Raw genomic sequence first — 17395 nt, forward strand, 5'->3', positions numbered from 1 at the left:
TTATTCTTTATCGCTCTCAACTGCTTCGTCAGAAACAACGGCATCTAAGCTTTTCTCTTCCACTGTTGGTTCAGACTGAACCTGTTTTTCAACTGTTTCTTCTGTTACTAGCTTTGTGGGCTCTTCTTTATTTTCATCTGCTTCTACTTTTTTAGATTCTTCAGCTGAAGCAGGTGTTTCTGTATCTTTTGGCTGATCGGTTTCTTTTTTGATTTCATTTACAGCAGTTTTTACTGTTGCAGAAGTTACACGGCCAACAGTTTGAGCAAATTCCTTACTTACATTGGCTGCATCTGTCAAGGTTTCTTTTGAAATCTTTCCTCCTGAGAAAGCCATTAATCCTAAAACAAATGTTGCAATTGAAGCAATTGAAGTCAAGTACAAACCTATACCGACTGAAATACCATAACCACCATAACCAAAATTAGCACTCATATCGCCTAAGCGAAACAGGGCATAAATAGAAATAGCTGTCTCAATAACTCCCAAAGCCACAACTCCCAGAGCAAAGTTTTTAATCAAAGGCCGAGTGCGATCTTTAAGAATAGCTAAGACAATAGCTCCGATGGCTAAAATTATAATAATCTTCCCATCCCCTTCAATTCCTGAAACACTTAAACCACCAAATCCACCTAGGTTTACAGTCCCCCAAGGCAAAACACTTCCAATTATTACTGCTACTGACGCAATGATAATGTACAAACGATTTTTTTCCATTTGACTTCTCCTTCTCTAAGCACAAGCTATCTGATTTAAGGTAAAAAAGATAGATTGTAGACTAACAATTTATAAAAAGAGACCAAGACAAGAATATCTTGGTCTTCAAAAAAGCTTCTTAATATTTTCTAAAACGCTGATAACGTTGGTCGACCAATTCTTCCACGCTCCATGAAGAAAGTTGTTCTAATTCAACTAAAAGTTCTTGTTTGATAGAAGCAATCAAATCCTGATTGCTTAAACCTGTTTCCTCAATTACCTTATCAACAATCTCCATTTGCAAAAGTTCGTGGGATGTTATTTTCATTAACTCAGCAGCTTCCATGGCTCTACTGCCATCCTTCCACAAGATAGAAGCAAAGCCTTCTGGACTCAAAACTGCATAAATTGAATTCTCTAACATCCAAACTCGATTAGCCACTCCTAGAGCCAAGGCCCCTCCAGAACCACCTTCACCAATAATAATGGCAATAATCGGTACTTTTAGATCACTCATCTCCATCAGGTTTCGAGCAATAGCTTCACCTTGCCCACGCTCTTCTGCTCCAACACCTGGATAAGCTCCAGCAGTATTGATAAAAGTAACGATTGGGCGACCAAATTTTTCTGCCTGCTTCATTAGGCGCAAAGCTTTACGATACCCTTCAGGATGAGGCTGACCGAAATTCCGTTTTAGATTATCTTGAAGATTCTTCCCTTTTTGAATTCCAATAACAGTCACTGGACGGCCGTCTAGGCTACCGATGCCTCCAATCACAGCTCCATCATCTCGAAAAGAACGATCTCCATGCAATTGAATGAAATCATCAAAAATTGCCTTGGCATAATCAAGAGCCGTCAGCCGAGTCTGATCTCTCGCTTCTCTTACAATCCGAGTAATCTTTGTCATTGCTGCCCTCCATGAAATTCCAACAATTTAGCAATCTTATCTCTTAATTTTGCTCGTTTCACAATAGCATCTACAAAACCATGTTCCATGAGAAATTCTGCCTTTTGAAAACCATCTGGTAAATTTTCACGAACAGTGGATTCAATAACTCGACGACCAGCGAATCCAACAAGACTTTGAGGTTCCGCTAAAATAATGTCACCTTCCATTGCAAATGACGCTGTTACCCCACCAGTAGTAGGGTCTGTTAAAATCGTCAGATAAAACAAACCTGCTTTAGAATGTCTTTGTACCGCCGCTGAAATTTTGGCCATCTGCATGAGACTGATAATCCCTTCCTGCATACGTGCCCCTCCAGAAGCTGTAAACAAGACTACTGGTAAGCGAAGTTCCGTTGCATATTCAAACAAGCGTGTAATTTTTTCTCCAACTACACTTCCCATGGAGGCCATGATAAAGTTTGAGTCCATTATTCCCAAAGCTGTTTTATGTCCTTTGATGGAGGCAGTTCCTGTTAACACAGCTTCATCCAAGCCAGTTTTTTCACGCATTTGGGCCAATTTGTCCTTATAATTAGGAAAATTCAATGGATCTTTCGTTTCAATGCCTGTAAATAATTCTTCAAAGGTATCTTCATCTACAGTTAAAGCAAGTCGCTCAAGTGCTGTAATACGGAAAGTATAACCACAATTAGGACAAACACGATCGCTACCTAAATCTTTTTGGTAAATGGTATGCTTACAACCAGGACATTTCGAAAAGAGCTCATCCGGTACCTCTGGTTTTTGTTGAGGCAGTTCCCTATATGAACGATTAGGATTAATCCGGATATATTTATCCTTTTTGGAGAATAAAGCCATCATTTACTCCTTTATTACTACAGTTTCCCTTTACAAAAGCTTAGCTTCCTTCGCTTTATGAAAGGTTTTATTTATCTTCTTTTAATCTTTCTTGGTAAGCAGGGAGAAATTTCTCCATTAAAAAGGCTGTATCATAATCCCCTGCAATAACCTGAGAGTCTGAAATCAAGTCTAACTGAAACTCACTGTTGGTTAATACACCATCGATTTCCAATTCATAAAGAGCTCGTTGCATCTTCATCAAAGCGTCAAAACGATTTTCCCCATGAACAATGATTTTAGCAATCATACTGTCATAGTATGGAGGAATGGTGTAACCTGGATAAACAGCTGAGTCCACACGAAGACCGACCCCACCACTAGGCAAATAGAGGTTTGAAATCTTACCTGGACTTGGGGCAAAATTAAAGGCTGGATTTTCAGCATTGATCCGGCACTCGATAGCATGACCGTGAATTTCAATATCATCCTGCGAGAAAGAAAGTTCTTGGCCATCAGCAATGCGAATCTGTTCCTTAACAATATCTACGCCAGTAACAAATTCTGTTACAGGGTGTTCTACTTGAACACGAGTGTTCATTTCCATAAAGTAGAATTCACCTTTATTTTCATCATAGAGAAACTCAATTGTTCCAGCATTTTCATAGCCGACTGACTGAGCAGCTCGTACAGCTGCATCTCCAATCTTTTGACGGAGAGTCTTACCGATAGCCACTGATGGAGCTTCTTCTAAGACCTTTTGGTTATTACGCTGGAGCGAGCAGTCACGCTCTCCCAGATGGACGACATGTCCATGCTGGTCGGCCAAAATCTGCACTTCAATATGACGAGCGGGATAAATAACACGCTCCATATACATAGCGCCATTCCCAAAGGCAGCCTTAGCCTCGCTAGAAGCAGACTCAAAAGCCGCTACCAAATCTTCAGCCTTTTCAACCTTACGGATTCCCTTTCCGCCACCTCCAGCAGAAGCCTTAAGCATAACAGGGTAGCCAATTTTTTCAGCAACTTCTAAAGCCTCTTCAGCAGTAAAAACTTCTCCGTCAGATCCAGGAATAACTGGAACATTAGCCTTAATCATTTGAGCACGAGCATTAATCTTATCGCCCATCATATCCATGATTGCCCCAGAAGGACCGATGAATTTCACACCAACTTCCTCACACATGGTTGCGAACTTAGAATTTTCACTCAAAAATCCAAAACCAGGATGAATAGCTTCAGCTTCTGTCAGAACAGCCGCTGAAAGCACAGCATTCATATTGAGATAAGAATCAGTTGACTTAGCAGGGCCAATACAAATAGCTTCATCTGCCAATAAGGTATGAAGGGCTTCTTTATCAGCTGTTGAATAAACTGCCACTGTCGCAATCCCTAATTCACGAGCCGCACGAATAATTCTGACCGCAATTTCCCCACGGTTAGCAATCAATATTTTACGAAACATGGTGAAATCTCCCTTTTCTATTGGCCAATAGCAAATGTCAAGGTGCCACTAGCTGCGAGTTTGCCATCTACTTCTGCTTTAGCTTCAACAACCGCAATGGTACCACGACGTTTCACAAATTTAGCAGTCATGATAAGCTGATCACCTGGAACAACTTGTTTTTTGAATTTGACCTTATCCATACCAGCATAAAAAACAAGCTTACCTTTGTTTTCTTCTTTAGACAATTCCAGTACACCCGCAGTCTGAGCCAAAGCTTCCATAATCAAAACACCCGGCATGACTGGATATTGAGGAAAATGACCGTTAAAGAATGGTTCATTAATTGTCACATTTTTCAAAGCAACAATCTCATCTTCGCTAACTTCTAATACACGATCCACCAACAACATTGGATAACGATGAGGAAGTGCCTCTTTTATTGCATTGATATCGATCATTTAATGCGTACCAGACCTTTCCCAAATTCAACCATTTCTTCATTTTGAACTAAAATTTCAGTGACAACACCATCTTTAGGAGCAGGCACTTCATTCATCACTTTCATGGCCTCAATAATCATCAAGGTTTGTCCTTTTTTCACTTGGTCACCTACGTTCACAAAAGCAGGTTTATCTGGTCCGGCTGCTAAATAGGCTACTCCAACCAAAGGACTTTCCACAACATCACCTTCAGCCGCGATTGGTGCCGGTGCTGCTTCAGCAGGCACTTCTTGCTGTTCAACAACTACTTCAACCTGAGGAGCTGGAGCAATTGGAGCTACTGGTGTGGCTGTAGGAAGAGGACTTGCGTTAACCTCTTGAGTTGCAATTTTTCCTTCGTTCTTACTGAATGTCAGTTCATCTTGTTGATTTTTATACGAAAATTCCCGCAAACTTGATTGGTCAAACTGTGCCATCAAGTCTTTAATTTCATTGATATTCATAAGTTATTATGCCTCCCAACGTTTAAAGGCAAGAACAGCATTATGGCCACCAAAACCAAATGTATTGGAAATAGCATAAGGAATTTCCTGTTCTTTTCCTTGGCCAAAAATGACATTGGCTTCAATGTAATCAGACAATTCTTGAGTTCCTGCAGTCTTCGGTACAAAGCTATGACGCATTGCTTCGATAGTCGCAATAGCTTCCACTGCTCCTGCAGCACCTAACAAATGCCCTGTAAAGGACTTAGTTGAAGAAACGGCTACTTCTTTACCTAATACAGATACAATCGCACCACTCTCTCCTTTTTCATTGGCAGGAGTAGAAGTTCCATGAGCATTAACATATGCCACATCTTCAGGTTTAATTTCAGCTTCTTCTAATGCTAGTTTAATAGCTTTAATCGCACCAAGTCCTTCCGGATGAGGAGACGTCATATGGTGAGCATCACATGTGTTTCCATACCCTACTACTTCAGCAAGGATTGTTGCACCACGTTTTTCAGCATGTTCTAAGCTTTCCAGCACTAACATACCGGAACCTTCTCCCATAACAAAACCATTTCTGTCTTTATCAAATGGGATAGAGGCACGAGTTGGATCTTCCGTTGTGGACAAAGCTGTCAAAGCTTGGAAACCAGCAATCGCAAAAGGAGTGATGGATGCTTCAGAACCACCAACTAACATCACATCTTGGAAACCAAATTTAATGGAACGGAAAGCATCTCCAATTGCATCATTAGATGAGGCACAGGCCGTATTAATGGACTTACAAACACCATTGGCACCAAAGCGCATAGCAACATTCCCAGAAGCCATATTTGGCAAGGCTTTTGGAAGTGTCATTGGTTTCACTCGTTTCGGACCTTTTTCATGCAAGCGGATAACTTGATCTTCAATTTCCTTAATACCACCGATACCTGAAGCAACGATAACACCAAAACGATCTTTATCAATAGCTTCCACGTCAAGACCAGCATGATTTACAGCTTCCTCTGCAGCATAAAGAGCATACAGTGAATAATTATCAAAACGGTTAGTGTCTTTTTTAATGAAGTATTTATCAAAAGGAAAATCTTGAACCTCAGCAGCATTATGAACAGCAAATTCACTGTGGTCAAACTTAGTAATTGGCCCAATACCAATTTTTCCTTCCTTAAGGCTAGTCCAAAATTCTTCTGGTGTATTTCCAATTGGGGAAGTTAGGCCATAGCCAGTTACTACAACACGATTTAGTTTCATCTCAAAACTCCTTTTTACGGTAAGATTTAAACTTAGAAAATTGCAACTAAGATGCATTCTAAGTAGATTTTTTCTATACTTTTACTAAATTATTGCATTGTCAAGCCACCATCGATAGTGATTACCTGACCTGTTAAGTATTCCTGACTGGCAAGAAAGACTGCAACATCTGCAACTTCCTCAGTATTACCAAAACGCTTCATTGGTATTTGAGCCAGAGAAGCTTCTTTAATTTTTTCTGGCAAACCATCAGTCATATCAGATTCAATAAATCCTGGGGCAATCACATTGACGCGTATATTACGAGCCGCAACCTCACGAGCTACTGACTTAGAAAAACCAATCAAACCTGCTTTAGAGGCGGCATAGTTTGCTTGTCCAATATTTCCTGTCAAACCGACCACGCTAGACATATTGATAATAGCTCCCTGACGCGCCTTAGTCATTGGTTTTAAAACAGCTTGCGTCATGTTAAATGCACCAGTCAAATTAACCTTTAGCACTTGTTCAAAATCTTCCTCAGTCAATTTAAGCATGAGTTTATCTTTAGTAATTCCTGCATTATTAACCAAAACATCAACTGAACCCATAGCCAAAGTTGCTTCTTCTACCATATGCTTTGCATCAGCGCTATCTGAAACATCCCCAATAACCGCAAAAACCTTTACAGGATAGTCTTTAAACTCTGCCAAGACGTCCTCTGAGACTTCTCCACGTCCATTTAAAATAATATTAGCTCCAAGACTAGCAAATTTATGGGCAATAGCAAGACCAATTCCCCGAGTGGAGCCTGTAATCAATACGTTCTTATCTTTTAATTCCATATTGTTTCCTCATTTTTCCAGAAGTTGTGTCAAACTAGCTTGATCTTCAACTTGATAAATAGCAGCAGACTTATCAATCTTTTTTACAAATCCAGACAGAACTTTTCCTGGACCAATCTCGATAAACTCTGTTACACCAGCTTCTTGCATTCTGGCAATACTATCATAAAAGCGAACTGGCTCCATCACTTGACGTGTTAATAGCTCCTTGATTCGTTCCTTTTCCATGACACTAGCTTCTGTATTCCCTACTAGGGGAACTTGGAAGTCAGAAAAATTGACATTTTCTAAAGCTACAGCTAATAAATCACTAGCTGGCTTCAATAAAGCAGTATGGAAAGGTCCTGATACGTTGAGTGGAATCAATCTCTTTACCCCAGCTTCTTGCAAAAGCTCTACAGCTTTATCCACTGCTTCAGCTTCTCCACCAATTACAATCTGGCTAGGTGTATTATAGTTAGCTGGAGACACTACACCAAGCGCACTAGCCTTTTTACATGCATTCTCTATCAGATCTAAATCAGCATTAAGAACTGCTACCATTTTACCAGAACCCGCTGGAGCGGCTTCCTCCATGAAGGCTCCACGCTTAGCAACCAAAGCTAGAGCACTCTGAAAATCTAAGGCTCCAGAAGCCACCAAAGCAGAGTATTCTCCTAAAGAAAGACCAGCAACCACATCAGGATGGATTCCTTCTTGAATTAACAAACGGTAAATGGCCAGAGATGTAGTCAAAATTGCTGGCTGGGTATAGCGGGTCTGATTCAGTTTTTCTTCATCATTATCAATCAAATCACGCACATCATAGCCTAAAATTTGACTAGCTTCCTCAAAAGTTGATTTCACCACGTCATATTGATCATAGAGCTCACGTCCCATACCAAGGTACTGTGCCCCCTGACCAGCGAACAGAAAGGCTTTTTTAGTCATTTCTAGTTACTCCTGCCCAACGTTTAGCTTCTTGCTGAATTCTTTCAGCAGCACCATAGTAAACATCTTTCAAAATTTCTTCAACAGTTTCTTCCTTGCTGACCAAACCAGCAATTTGTCCTGACATGACCGAACCATTCTCAACATCTCCACGGACAACTGCATTTGCTAAGGCACCCGCACCAAGATTTTCGAATACTGTTAAATCTGGATTTTCTTGTTTGAAGGCTTCTTTTTCTGCTTTTTCAAAATCCCTTGTCAGCTTATTTTTCAAAGCACGGACTGCATGACCAAAATGCTGAGCTGAAATTGTTGTATCAATATCGCGTGCCTTCAAAATCATATCTTTATAATTTTGATGAGCGTTTGATTCCTTAGCAACTACAAAGCGAGTTCCTAACTGAACTGCTTCTGCTCCTAACATAAAGCCAGCAGCAGCACCTGAACCATCCGCGATACCTCCAGCTGCAATAACGGGAATGTTTACTGCTTCTACAACTTGACGAGTAAGTGCCATCGTTGTCAATTTACCAATGTGACCTCCAGCTTCCATTCCCTCAGCAATGACAGCATCTGCGCCAATTTTTTCCATTCTTTTAGCGAGGGCCACACTTGGTACCACTGGAATGACTGTAATACCAGCTTCATGAAAACGAGCCATGTACCGACTTGGATTGCCTGCACCAGTTGTCACTACTTTTACGCCTTCTTCAATGACCAAGTCAACAATGTCATCCACGAAAGGTGATAAAAGCATGATATTCACTCCAAAAGGCTTATCAGTCAAAGACTTAATTTTATCAATATTTGCTTTAACAACTTCTTTAGGAGCGTTGCCTCCACCGATAATTCCTAAACCACCCGCTTTAGAAACAGCACCAGCTAAGTCTCCATCTGCTACCCAGGCCATTCCACCTTGGAAAATAGGATATTTAATATTTAGTAATTCTGTAATTCGTGTTTGCATAATACCTTCCTTTTATCATTGCTTAAGTAATAGCTTGATTCTCTTAAAAACAAGTGCTTTCTATACTTTGACAGTCAAACTATTACCTAAACAAGAGGGAGTGGATAAAAAATCATTTAAACAGACTTTTTCGTTCCACCCCGGCCATCTTGACTTCATCGAATCTTTACTCTATCTGTTGTTTTCTTTTAAACATTAGAAGAGATAAAAGACAGTCAAGACTGCCACCTCAAATTCGTCTTCTTTAAAAGAGGGCGAGAACGTATTCTCAGCCCCATTTACTTTTTCTTATTTAGTTTTTGATTCAACGTAAGCAACTAAGTCACCTACAGTATTCAAACCTTCCTCAGTTTCGATTTGGATGTCAAATGCATCTTCGATTTCTGAGATAACTTGGAACAAGTCAAGTGAATCTGCTTCAAGATCATCGAAAGTTGACTCAAGAGTAACTTCTGATGGTTCTTTACCAAGTTCTTCTACAATAATTTCTTGTACTTTTTCAAATACTGCCATGATAGACTCCTTTAAAATAAAATATTTTTTAATATGTGAAAACCACATGATTAACTAAATTGTAACAATAAGTGTTCCCCATGTCAAACCTCCACCGAAACCAGATAGTAAAATTTTCTGACTTCCATCTAGCTTAACAAGGCCTTGCTCGACACACTCAGAAAGTAAAATAGGGATACTAGCTGCACTGGTATTTCCATATTCCATCATATTAGCTGGAATTTTATCTCTCGAAACACCAAGCTTTTTCGCTATTTTATTCAAAATACGATCATTGGCCTGATGGAGCAAGAAATAATCTATTTCATCAACTTCCAGCGGACTAGCTTCAATCGTATCTTTAATGGACTGAGCAACATCTCGAATAGCAAAATCAAAAATTGCCCTACCATCCATTGTCAAATATTTTTCATCATCCTCAGTCTGCGCAAAAGGCGATTGCAGACCCATTAGGCAAGAAGTGAGACTTTCTCCACGAGAACCATCCGTTTTCTGGATTTCTGCAAGAAAATGTTGATCAGAAGTGCTTTCCAGCAAGACGCCACCCGCACCATCACCAAACAAGACCGCAGTGCCTCGATCAGACCAATCTACAACCTTTGATAAGGTTTCGCTTCCAATAACTAACCCCTTCTGATAAGCACCTGAAGATATGAGCTTTTCAGCTGTCGAAAGAGCAAATACAAAGCCACTACAAGCGGCTACTAAATCATAAGCAAATGCTTCATTTGCCCCAATATTAGCCTGAACACGAGCAGCTGTTGATGGCATCAATGAATCTGGCGTAATAGTAGCAACAATAATAAAATCAAGATCTTGAGCAGAAATTCCTGACTTTTTCAGCAAATCTAAGGCAACACTTGTAGCTAAATCGCTTGTCGATTCATGATGAGAAATATGACGCTTTTTGATTCCTGTCCGACTTGAAATCCATTCATCACTTGTATCCATGATTTGGGCTAAATCATCATTCGTAACGACTTGCTCAGGCGCATAATGAGCAACTTGACTGATTTTTGCAAATTTCATTATTTTAAGTCCTCAAGAAACTGATAAAGATTTTTCAGGCCTTTTTGCATGACCTGAATCTCATCCCTGCTCATACCAGCAATAATCTTGTCTAGCATTGAATGATGAAACCGTCGATGCAAACGATACAAAAGACGACCATTTCTCGTCAAACTTAAATGAACCACACGACGATCAATATCAGAACGAGTTCGTTCTACATACCCTTTTCGCTCTAGATTATTTAAGCTCGTTGTCACAGTTCCTAGAGTCACCATAAGCTCTCTAGAAATGTCACTAGGAGTTGCATTGGGAGTTTCGCCAATAACATCAATCGTATGCATTTCTTTGATAGAGACGTCATTGAAGCGACTGCCCCGCAAACTGGACTCTTCAATCACCAATACATTATTAAAAATCGACGTCAAATAATCATTTACTAATTGGTAATTCAATCATCCATCCCCCTTTATAAATATTCAAGCATCAAAACATTTGACTATCAAATTATATCAAAGTCCAAATATTTTTGCAAGCTCTTTTTGAAAATGATTTACTTTTTTTCAATTTATATCATTTCAATTAAGTAGATATTATTTTCCTTGAAATTTAGGACGACGCTTTTCTGAATAAGCACAGACCCCTTCTTTAAAATCTTCAGTGAAAGCTAACGACTTTTGTAAGTGCAATTCCAATTCAGCATATTCTTCCCAATCAGAAAATTGACTTTTCCAAATCATTTCTTTCATTGCCTTATACGAATTTCCTGAACCACGTTTTAGTTTTTTGATTAGTTGCTCTGTTGTTTTCTCCAACTTTTCAGATTCACAAAGTCGATAAAGAATCCCATATTCCAAAGCTTTTTCAGCTGTCAAAGCCTCACCAGTCATGACAAGGTGGGTTGCACGAGTTACACCAATAGCACGAGTTAGTAAATACAATCCTCCCGCATCTGGGGCTAATCCAACTCCAACGAAAGCCTGAATAAATCGAGCCTTTTCACTTGCAATACAAAAATCAACAGCAACGACCATATTAGCAGCAGCACCTGCAACAGGTCCATCAACACTCATGATGACTGGCTTAGGTAATTTCTTCATCTCGAAAGAAATAACATTTACTAACTCCGCAATCTTCACCAAGGATTGAATATCATCTGCATCAACAGCACGCTGCATTTCTGCCAAATCGCCTCCTACTGAAAAAACTTTCCCATTTGCCTTGATAAGCAAGATTTTTACACTATTGTCTGACGCAGCCAATGAAATTGCTTCTAAAATTTCTTGGCACATTGGAATATTAAATCCGTTAGAAACCTCTGGTCGGTTAAAGGTGAGTACAGCTACTTCGTCTAGAACTTCATATAAAATATTTGTAAATGTCATACAACTTCTCCAAATTCTATTTTTGCAACTTCGTTTGATATACAAATATTTTGAATGTCAAATAATTGCTTTTAGAATATTCTAGCATAAAACTATATTTTCTCAAAATAAAATCTGATAGAATAAAGCAATAGTTCGTCTTTTCCACTTTTTACTCCTAAAAAAACTGACACTATGCTTGATATTTGCTATAATGTAAAGAAGCAATATTACAATTGTTTGAATAATAACAAAACCCTTTAGGAGAAAATATGAAAGTTGTCAAATTTGGTGGTAGTTCACTTGCCTCTGCAACTCAATTAGAAAAAGTTTTAAATATTGTAAAATCTGATTCTGAGCGAAAGTTTGTAGTTGTTTCTGCACCAGGAAAAAGAGATCAAGCGGATACCAAGGTAACAGATGCACTAATCAAATATTATCGAGCTTACGTTGAAGAAGGTGATGTCACCCCACACCAAGAATGGATCATTAATCGATATGCCCAAATGATCGAAGAATTAGAGCTCAAACCTGTTGTACTAGAAAAAATAACAAAGAGTATTTTAAATCTGGCTACCTTACCAATCGAAGATAATCTCTTTCTTTATGATAGCTTTTTAGCAGCTGGAGAGAACAATAACGCCAAGCTGGTTGCTGCATTTTTTAATAAAAACGGCCTTAATGCCCGTTATATTCATCCTAAAGATGCAGGAATATTTGTCAGTAGCGAGCCTGGAAACGCAAGAATTTTGCCCTCTAGCTACGATAAAATTGAAGAATTAACCAACTTTGAAGAAGTACTTGTAATACCTGGATTCTTTGGTGTAACTAAAGATAATCAAATCTGCACTTTCTCAAGAGGTGGCTCTGACATAACAGGCTCAATCATTGCAGCCGGAGTTAAAGCTGACCTATACGAAAACTTCACAGATGTAGATGGCATTTTTGCAGCCCATCCTGGTATTATTCACGAACCAGATTCTATTCCTGAGTTAACCTATCGTGAAATGCGAGAGTTAGCATATGCAGGTTTTAGTGTTCTTCACGATGAAGCACTTATCCCAGCTTACCGTGGTAAGATTCCTCTAGTTATTAAAAATACGAATAACCCTAATCATCCAGGAACAAAAATTATTCTAAATCATACTGATAAAGCAATCCCTGTTGTCGGGATTGCAGGAGATTCCAACTTTGTTAGTATAAACATGTCAAAATATTTGATGAACCGTGAAGTCGGCTTTGGTCGGAAAGTTCTCCAAATTTTAGAAGAATTAAATATTCGTTGGGAACACATGCCAACTGGTATTGATGATTTATCAATCATACTAAGAGAAAGCGAACTAACACCAATAAAAGAAGAAGAAATACTCCGGCAACTAAGACAAAAAATTGAAGTCGATCATGCAGAAATTGAACATGGCTTATCTATCATCATGATTGTAGGTGAGCAAATGAAAAGTCATATCGGTCTAACTGCAACTGCTACAAAGGCACTATCAGACAACAAAATTAATATCCAGATGATTTCACAAGGATCTAGCGAAGTTTCTATCATGCTTGTAGTAAATTCTGAACAAGAAAAAGCTGCCATTAAAGCGCTTTATGAAGCATTTTTTAAAAAACACAAAAAGCTTGAAGTATAATCTTCAAGCTTTTTTCAAATTATTATATAGGAAATAAAAAAAGACAAGAAACTCTTGTCTTACTTATAGATATAACTCCGGCAGTAGGACTCGAACCTACGACATCATGATTAACAGTCATGCGCTACTACCAACTGAGCTATGCCGGATAAACGCTAAGCGACTACCATATCTCACAGGGGGCAACCCCCAACTACTTCCGGCGTTCTAGGGCTTAACTGCTGTGTTCGGCATGGGTACAGGTGTATCTCCTAGGCTATCGTCACTTAACTATTGAGTATCTAATCTACTCAAAATTGAATAACTACTCATTTCTAACAATACTTTTTGAACGCTGCGCTCAATGAAAATTGGATAAGTCCTCGAGCTATTAGTATTAGTCCGCTCCATGTGTCACCACACTTCCACTCCTAACCTATCAACCTGATCTTCTCTCAGGGCTCTTACTAACTTGCGTTATGGGAAATCTCATCTTGAGGTGGGTTTCACACTTAGATGCTTTCAGCGTTTATCCCTTCCCTACATAGCTACCCAGCGATGCCTTTGGCAAGACAACTGGTACACCAGCGGTAAGTCCACTCTGGTCCTCTCGTACTAGGAGCAGATCCTCTCAAATTTCCTACGCCCGCGACGGATAGGGACCGAACTGTCTCACGACGTTCTGAACCCAGCTCGCGTGCCGCTTTAATGGGCGAACAGCCCAACCCTTGGGACCGACTACAGCCCCAGGATGCGACGAGCCGACATCGAGGTGCCAAACCTCCCCGTCGATGTGAACTCTTGGGGGAGATAAGCCTGTTATCCCCAGGGTAGCTTTTATCCGTTGAGCGATGGCCCTTCCATGCGGAACCACCGGATCACTAAGCCCGACTTTCGTCCCTGCTCGAGTTGTAGCTCTCGCAGTCAAGCTCCCTTATACCTTTACACTCTGCGACTGATTTCCAACCAGTCTGAGGGAACCTTTGGGCGCCTCCGTTACCTTTTAGGAGGCGACCGCCCCAGTCAAACTGCCCGTCAGACACTGTCTCCGATAGGGATCACCTATCCGGGTTAGAGTGGCCATAACACAAGGGTAGTATCCCAACAGCGCCTCCATCGAAACTGGCGTCCCGATCTCGTAGGCTCCTACCTATCCTGTACATGTGGCACAGACACTCAATATCAAACTGCAGTAAAGCTCCATGGGGTCTTTCCGTCCTGTCGCGGGTAACCTGCATCTTCACAGGTACTAAAATTTCACCGAGTCTCTCGTTGAGACAGTGCCCAAATCATTACGCCTTTCGTGCGGGTCGGAACTTACCCGACAAGGAATTTCGCTACCTTAGGACCGTTATAGTTACGGCCGCCGTTTACTGGGGCTTCAATTCATACCTTCGCGTTACCGCTAAGCACTCCTCTTAACCTTCCAGCACCGGGCAGGCGTCACCCCCTATACATCATCTTACGATTTAGCAGAGAGCTGTGTTTTTGATAAACAGTTGCTTGGGCCTATTCACTGCGGCTGACCTAAATCAGCACCCCTTCTCCCGAAGTTACGGGGTCATTTTGCCGAGTTCCTTAACGAGAGTTCTCTCGCTCACCTGAGGCTACTCGCCTCGACTACCTGTGTCGGTTTGCGGTACGGGTAGAGTATGATACATCGCTAGAAGCTTTTCTTGGCAGTGTGACATCACTAACTTCGCTACTAAACTTCGCTCCCCATCACAGCTCAACGTTACAGGTATAAGCATTTGACTCATACCACGCCTCACTGCTTAGACAGACTCTTCCAGTCGTCTGCTTTAGTTAGCCTACTGCGTCCCTCCATCACTTCATACTCTAGTACAGGAATATCAACCTGTTGGCCATCGGATACACCCTTCGGTCTCTCCTTAGGTCCCGACTAACCCAGGGCGGACGAGCCTTCCCCTGGAAACCTTAGTCTTACGGTGGACAGGATTCTCACCTGTCTTTCGCTACTCATACCGGCATTCTCACTTCTATGCGTTCCAGCGCTCCTCACGGTACACCTTCTCCACACATAGAACGCTCTCCTACCATCCCCTAAGGGATCCACAGCTTCGGTAAATTGTTTTAGCCCCGGTACATTTTCGGCGCAGGGTCACTCGACTAGTGAGCTATTACGCACTCTTTGAATGAATAGCTGCTTCTAAGCTAACATCCTAGTTGTCTGTGCAACCCCACATCCTTTTCCACTTAACAATTATTTTGGGACCTTAGCTGGTGGTCTGGGCTGTTTCCCTTTCGACTACGGATCTTAGCACTCGCAGTCTGACTGCCGACCATAATTCATTGGCATTCGGAGTTTATCTGAGATTGGTAATCCGGGATGGACCCCTCACCCAAACAGTGCTCTACCTCCAAGAATCTTGATGTCGACGCTAGCCCTAAAGCTATTTCGGAGAGAACCAGCTATCTCCAAGTTCGTTTGGAATTTCTCCGCTACCCACAAGTCATCCAAGCACTTTTCAACGTGCCCTGGTTCGGTCCTCCAGTGCGTTTTACCGCACCTTCAACCTGCTCATGGGTAGGTCACATGGTTTCGGGTCTACGTCATGATACTATTGCGCCCTATTCAGACTCGGTTTCCCTACGGCTCCGTCTCTTCAACTTAACCTCGCATCATAACGTAACTCGCCGGTTCATTCTACAAAAGGCACGCTCTCACCCATTAACGGGCTCGAACTTGTTGTAGGCACACGGTTTCAGGTTCTATTTCACTCCCCTCCCGGGGTGCTTTTCACCTTTCCCTCACGGTACTGGTTCACTATCGGTCACTAGGGAGTATTTAGGGTTGGGAGATGGTCCTCCCAGATTCCGACGGGATTTCTCGTGTCCCGCCGTACTCAGGATACTGCTAGGTACAGAATCTATTTAAAATACGAGGCTCTTACTCTCTTTGGCTGACTTTCCCAAGTCATTCTTCTATAAATTCTGAGTCCACATTGCAGTCCTACAACCCCGAAGAGTAAACTCTTCGGTTTGCCCTCCTGCCTCTTCGCTCGCCGCTACTAAGGCAATCGCTTTTGCTTTCTCTTCCTGCAGCTACTTAGATGTTTCAGTTCACTGCGTCTTCCTCCTCATATCCTTAACAGATATGGGTAACAGGCATCTACCTGTTGGGTTCCCCCATTCGGATATCCACGGATCGTCGCTTACTTACAGCTCCCCGAGGCATTTCGTCGTTTGTCACGTCCTTCTTCGGCTCCTAGTGCCAAGGCATCCACCGTGCGCCCTTACTAACTTAACCTTATTTTTGACCTTTCAGTCTTAAACTCATTAATATTCACAGCGTTTCGGTTTATTTCTTGTTACTATTTGATATAGTTATTCAATTTTCAATGGACTAGTTTGGAACTTCCGTTCCAATGGAGCCTAGCGGGATCGAACCGCTGACCTCCTGCGTGCAAAGCAGGCGCTCTCCCAGCTGAGCTAAGGCCCCACAAGACCTCTCAAAACTAAACAAGACTCCATCGTGCATTCCGTTTTTCCTTAGAAAGGAGGTGATCCAGCCGCACCTTCCGATACGGCTACCTTGTTACGACTTCACCCCAATCATCTATCCCACCTTAGGCGGCTGGCTCCTAAAAGGTTACCTCACCGACTTCGGGTGTTACAAACTCTCGTGGTGTGACGGGCGGTGTGTACAAGGCCCGGGAACGTATTCACCGCGGCGTGCTGATCCGCGATTACTAGCGATTCCGACTTCATGTAGGCGAGTTGCAGCCTACAATCCGAACTGAGACTGGCTTTAAGAGATTAGCTTGCCGTCACCGACTTGCGACTCGTTGTACCAGCCATTGTAGCACGTGTGTAGCCCAGGTCATAAGGGGCATGATGATTTGACGTCATCCCCACCTTCCTCCGGTTTATTACCGGCAGTCTCGCTAGAGTGCCCAACTGAATGATGGCAACTAACAATAAGGGTTGCGCTCGTTGCGGGACTTAACCCAACATCTCACGACACGAGCTGACGACAACCATGCACCACCTGTCACCGATGTACCGAAGTAAAACTCTATCTCTAGAGCGGGCATCGGGATGTCAAGACCTGGTAAGGTTCTTCGCG

The 17395-nt window shown here is 41.6% G+C and carries 15 protein-coding genes, 2 tRNA genes and 3 rRNA genes (1 of these 20 running past the window's edge); 1 reads left to right on the forward strand and 19 read right to left on the reverse strand.

Going from position 1 to position 17395, the window contains the following annotated elements; all coding sequences use genetic code 11:
* The 14 genes from AWH02_RS10460 to AWH02_RS10525 form a co-directional block, all read right to left on the reverse strand.
* A complete protein-coding gene (locus AWH02_RS10460) occupies positions 1–717 on the reverse strand; it encodes a hypothetical protein (RefSeq protein WP_223358741.1) in 717 nt (238 codons plus the stop codon).
* Between the two features lie 118 nt (positions 718–835).
* Positions 836–1606 carry an acetyl-CoA carboxylase carboxyl transferase subunit alpha gene (locus AWH02_RS10465; protein ID WP_060554094.1) on the reverse strand — a complete coding sequence of 257 codons (771 nt, stop codon included), beginning with the start codon at positions 1604–1606 and terminating at the stop codon, positions 836–838.
* Positions 1603–2466, reverse strand: a complete 864-nt coding sequence (gene accD / locus AWH02_RS10470; protein WP_046165208.1) for an acetyl-CoA carboxylase, carboxyltransferase subunit beta — start codon at positions 2464–2466, stop codon at positions 1603–1605. The genes AWH02_RS10465 and accD overlap by 4 nt, the downstream gene beginning before the upstream one ends.
* 67 nt (positions 2467–2533) lie before the next feature.
* Positions 2534–3913: an acetyl-CoA carboxylase biotin carboxylase subunit gene (locus AWH02_RS10475; RefSeq protein WP_045504130.1), complete on the reverse strand. Its 1380-nt coding sequence runs from the start codon at positions 3911–3913 to the stop codon at positions 2534–2536.
* Positions 3914–3930: 17 nt separating this feature from the next.
* Positions 3931–4353 carry a 3-hydroxyacyl-ACP dehydratase FabZ gene (gene fabZ / locus AWH02_RS10480; protein ID WP_008809611.1) on the reverse strand — a complete coding sequence of 141 codons (423 nt, stop codon included), beginning with the start codon at positions 4351–4353 and terminating at the stop codon, positions 3931–3933.
* Entirely contained in the window at positions 4350–4838 is a 489-nt protein-coding gene (accB, locus tag AWH02_RS10485; protein WP_045504132.1) for an acetyl-CoA carboxylase biotin carboxyl carrier protein, read from the reverse strand. Before accB ends, fabZ begins: the two co-directional genes overlap by 4 nt.
* Before the next feature lie 6 nt (positions 4839–4844).
* A complete protein-coding gene (gene fabF, locus AWH02_RS10490; RefSeq protein WP_045504135.1) occupies positions 4845–6077 on the reverse strand; it encodes a beta-ketoacyl-ACP synthase II in 1233 nt (410 codons plus the stop codon).
* An 89-nt stretch (positions 6078–6166) separates the two neighbouring features.
* On the reverse strand, positions 6167–6901 hold the full coding sequence (fabG, locus tag AWH02_RS10495) for a 3-oxoacyl-[acyl-carrier-protein] reductase (RefSeq protein WP_045635035.1): 735 nt from the start codon (positions 6899–6901) through the stop codon (positions 6167–6169).
* A gap of 9 nt (positions 6902–6910) precedes the next feature.
* Positions 6911–7831 (reverse strand): ACP S-malonyltransferase, encoded by a 921-nt coding sequence (gene fabD, locus AWH02_RS10500; RefSeq protein WP_045635034.1) that lies wholly within the window; start codon positions 7829–7831, stop codon positions 6911–6913.
* Positions 7824–8798 carry an enoyl-[acyl-carrier-protein] reductase FabK gene (fabK, locus tag AWH02_RS10505; protein ID WP_008809616.1) on the reverse strand — a complete coding sequence of 325 codons (975 nt, stop codon included), beginning with the start codon at positions 8796–8798 and terminating at the stop codon, positions 7824–7826. The genes fabD and fabK overlap by 8 nt, the downstream gene beginning before the upstream one ends.
* A gap of 288 nt (positions 8799–9086) precedes the next feature.
* Positions 9087–9311 carry an acyl carrier protein gene (locus tag AWH02_RS10510; RefSeq protein WP_012130750.1) on the reverse strand — a complete coding sequence of 75 codons (225 nt, stop codon included), beginning with the start codon at positions 9309–9311 and terminating at the stop codon, positions 9087–9089.
* Between the two features lie 54 nt (positions 9312–9365).
* Complete coding sequence (locus AWH02_RS10515) at positions 9366–10340, reverse strand: beta-ketoacyl-ACP synthase III (protein ID WP_045635033.1); 975 nt, start codon at positions 10338–10340, stop codon at positions 9366–9368.
* On the reverse strand, positions 10340–10774 hold the full coding sequence (gene fabT, locus AWH02_RS10520) for a fatty acid biosynthesis transcriptional regulator FabT (RefSeq protein ID WP_041789771.1): 435 nt from the start codon (positions 10772–10774) through the stop codon (positions 10340–10342). The genes AWH02_RS10515 and fabT overlap by 1 nt, the downstream gene beginning before the upstream one ends.
* A 138-nt stretch (positions 10775–10912) precedes the next feature.
* Positions 10913–11704: an enoyl-CoA hydratase gene (locus AWH02_RS10525; protein ID WP_045635032.1), complete on the reverse strand. Its 792-nt coding sequence runs from the start codon at positions 11702–11704 to the stop codon at positions 10913–10915.
* A gap of 251 nt (positions 11705–11955) precedes the next feature.
* On the opposite strand from AWH02_RS10525, the gene AWH02_RS10530 reads away from it, so the two are divergent.
* Positions 11956–13326 carry an aspartate kinase gene (locus tag AWH02_RS10530; protein ID WP_060554093.1) on the forward strand — a complete coding sequence of 457 codons (1371 nt, stop codon included), beginning with the start codon at positions 11956–11958 and terminating at the stop codon, positions 13324–13326.
* Between the two features lie 75 nt (positions 13327–13401).
* On the opposite strand, the gene AWH02_RS10535 is transcribed toward AWH02_RS10530, so the two are convergent.
* From AWH02_RS10535 to AWH02_RS10555, 5 genes are all read right to left on the reverse strand, one after another.
* Positions 13402–13475, reverse strand: a tRNA-Asn gene (locus AWH02_RS10535).
* A gap of 5 nt (positions 13476–13480) precedes the next feature.
* Positions 13481–13596, reverse strand: a 5S ribosomal RNA gene (gene rrf / locus AWH02_RS10540).
* Between the two features lie 80 nt (positions 13597–13676).
* A 23S ribosomal RNA gene (locus tag AWH02_RS10545) occupies positions 13677–16576 on the reverse strand.
* A gap of 119 nt (positions 16577–16695) precedes the next feature.
* Positions 16696–16768 (reverse strand) — tRNA-Ala (locus tag AWH02_RS10550).
* Positions 16769–16822: 54 nt separating this feature from the next.
* Positions 16823–17395: ribosomal RNA gene (locus tag AWH02_RS10555) — 16S ribosomal RNA — on the reverse strand; it runs 984 nt beyond the window's last position.
* The 16S, 23S and 5S rRNA genes sit together here with 2 tRNA genes alongside, the layout of an rRNA operon.

Source organism: Streptococcus gordonii, assembly GCF_001553855.1.
Taxonomy (GTDB): Bacteria; Bacillota; Bacilli; order Lactobacillales; family Streptococcaceae; genus Streptococcus; species Streptococcus gordonii.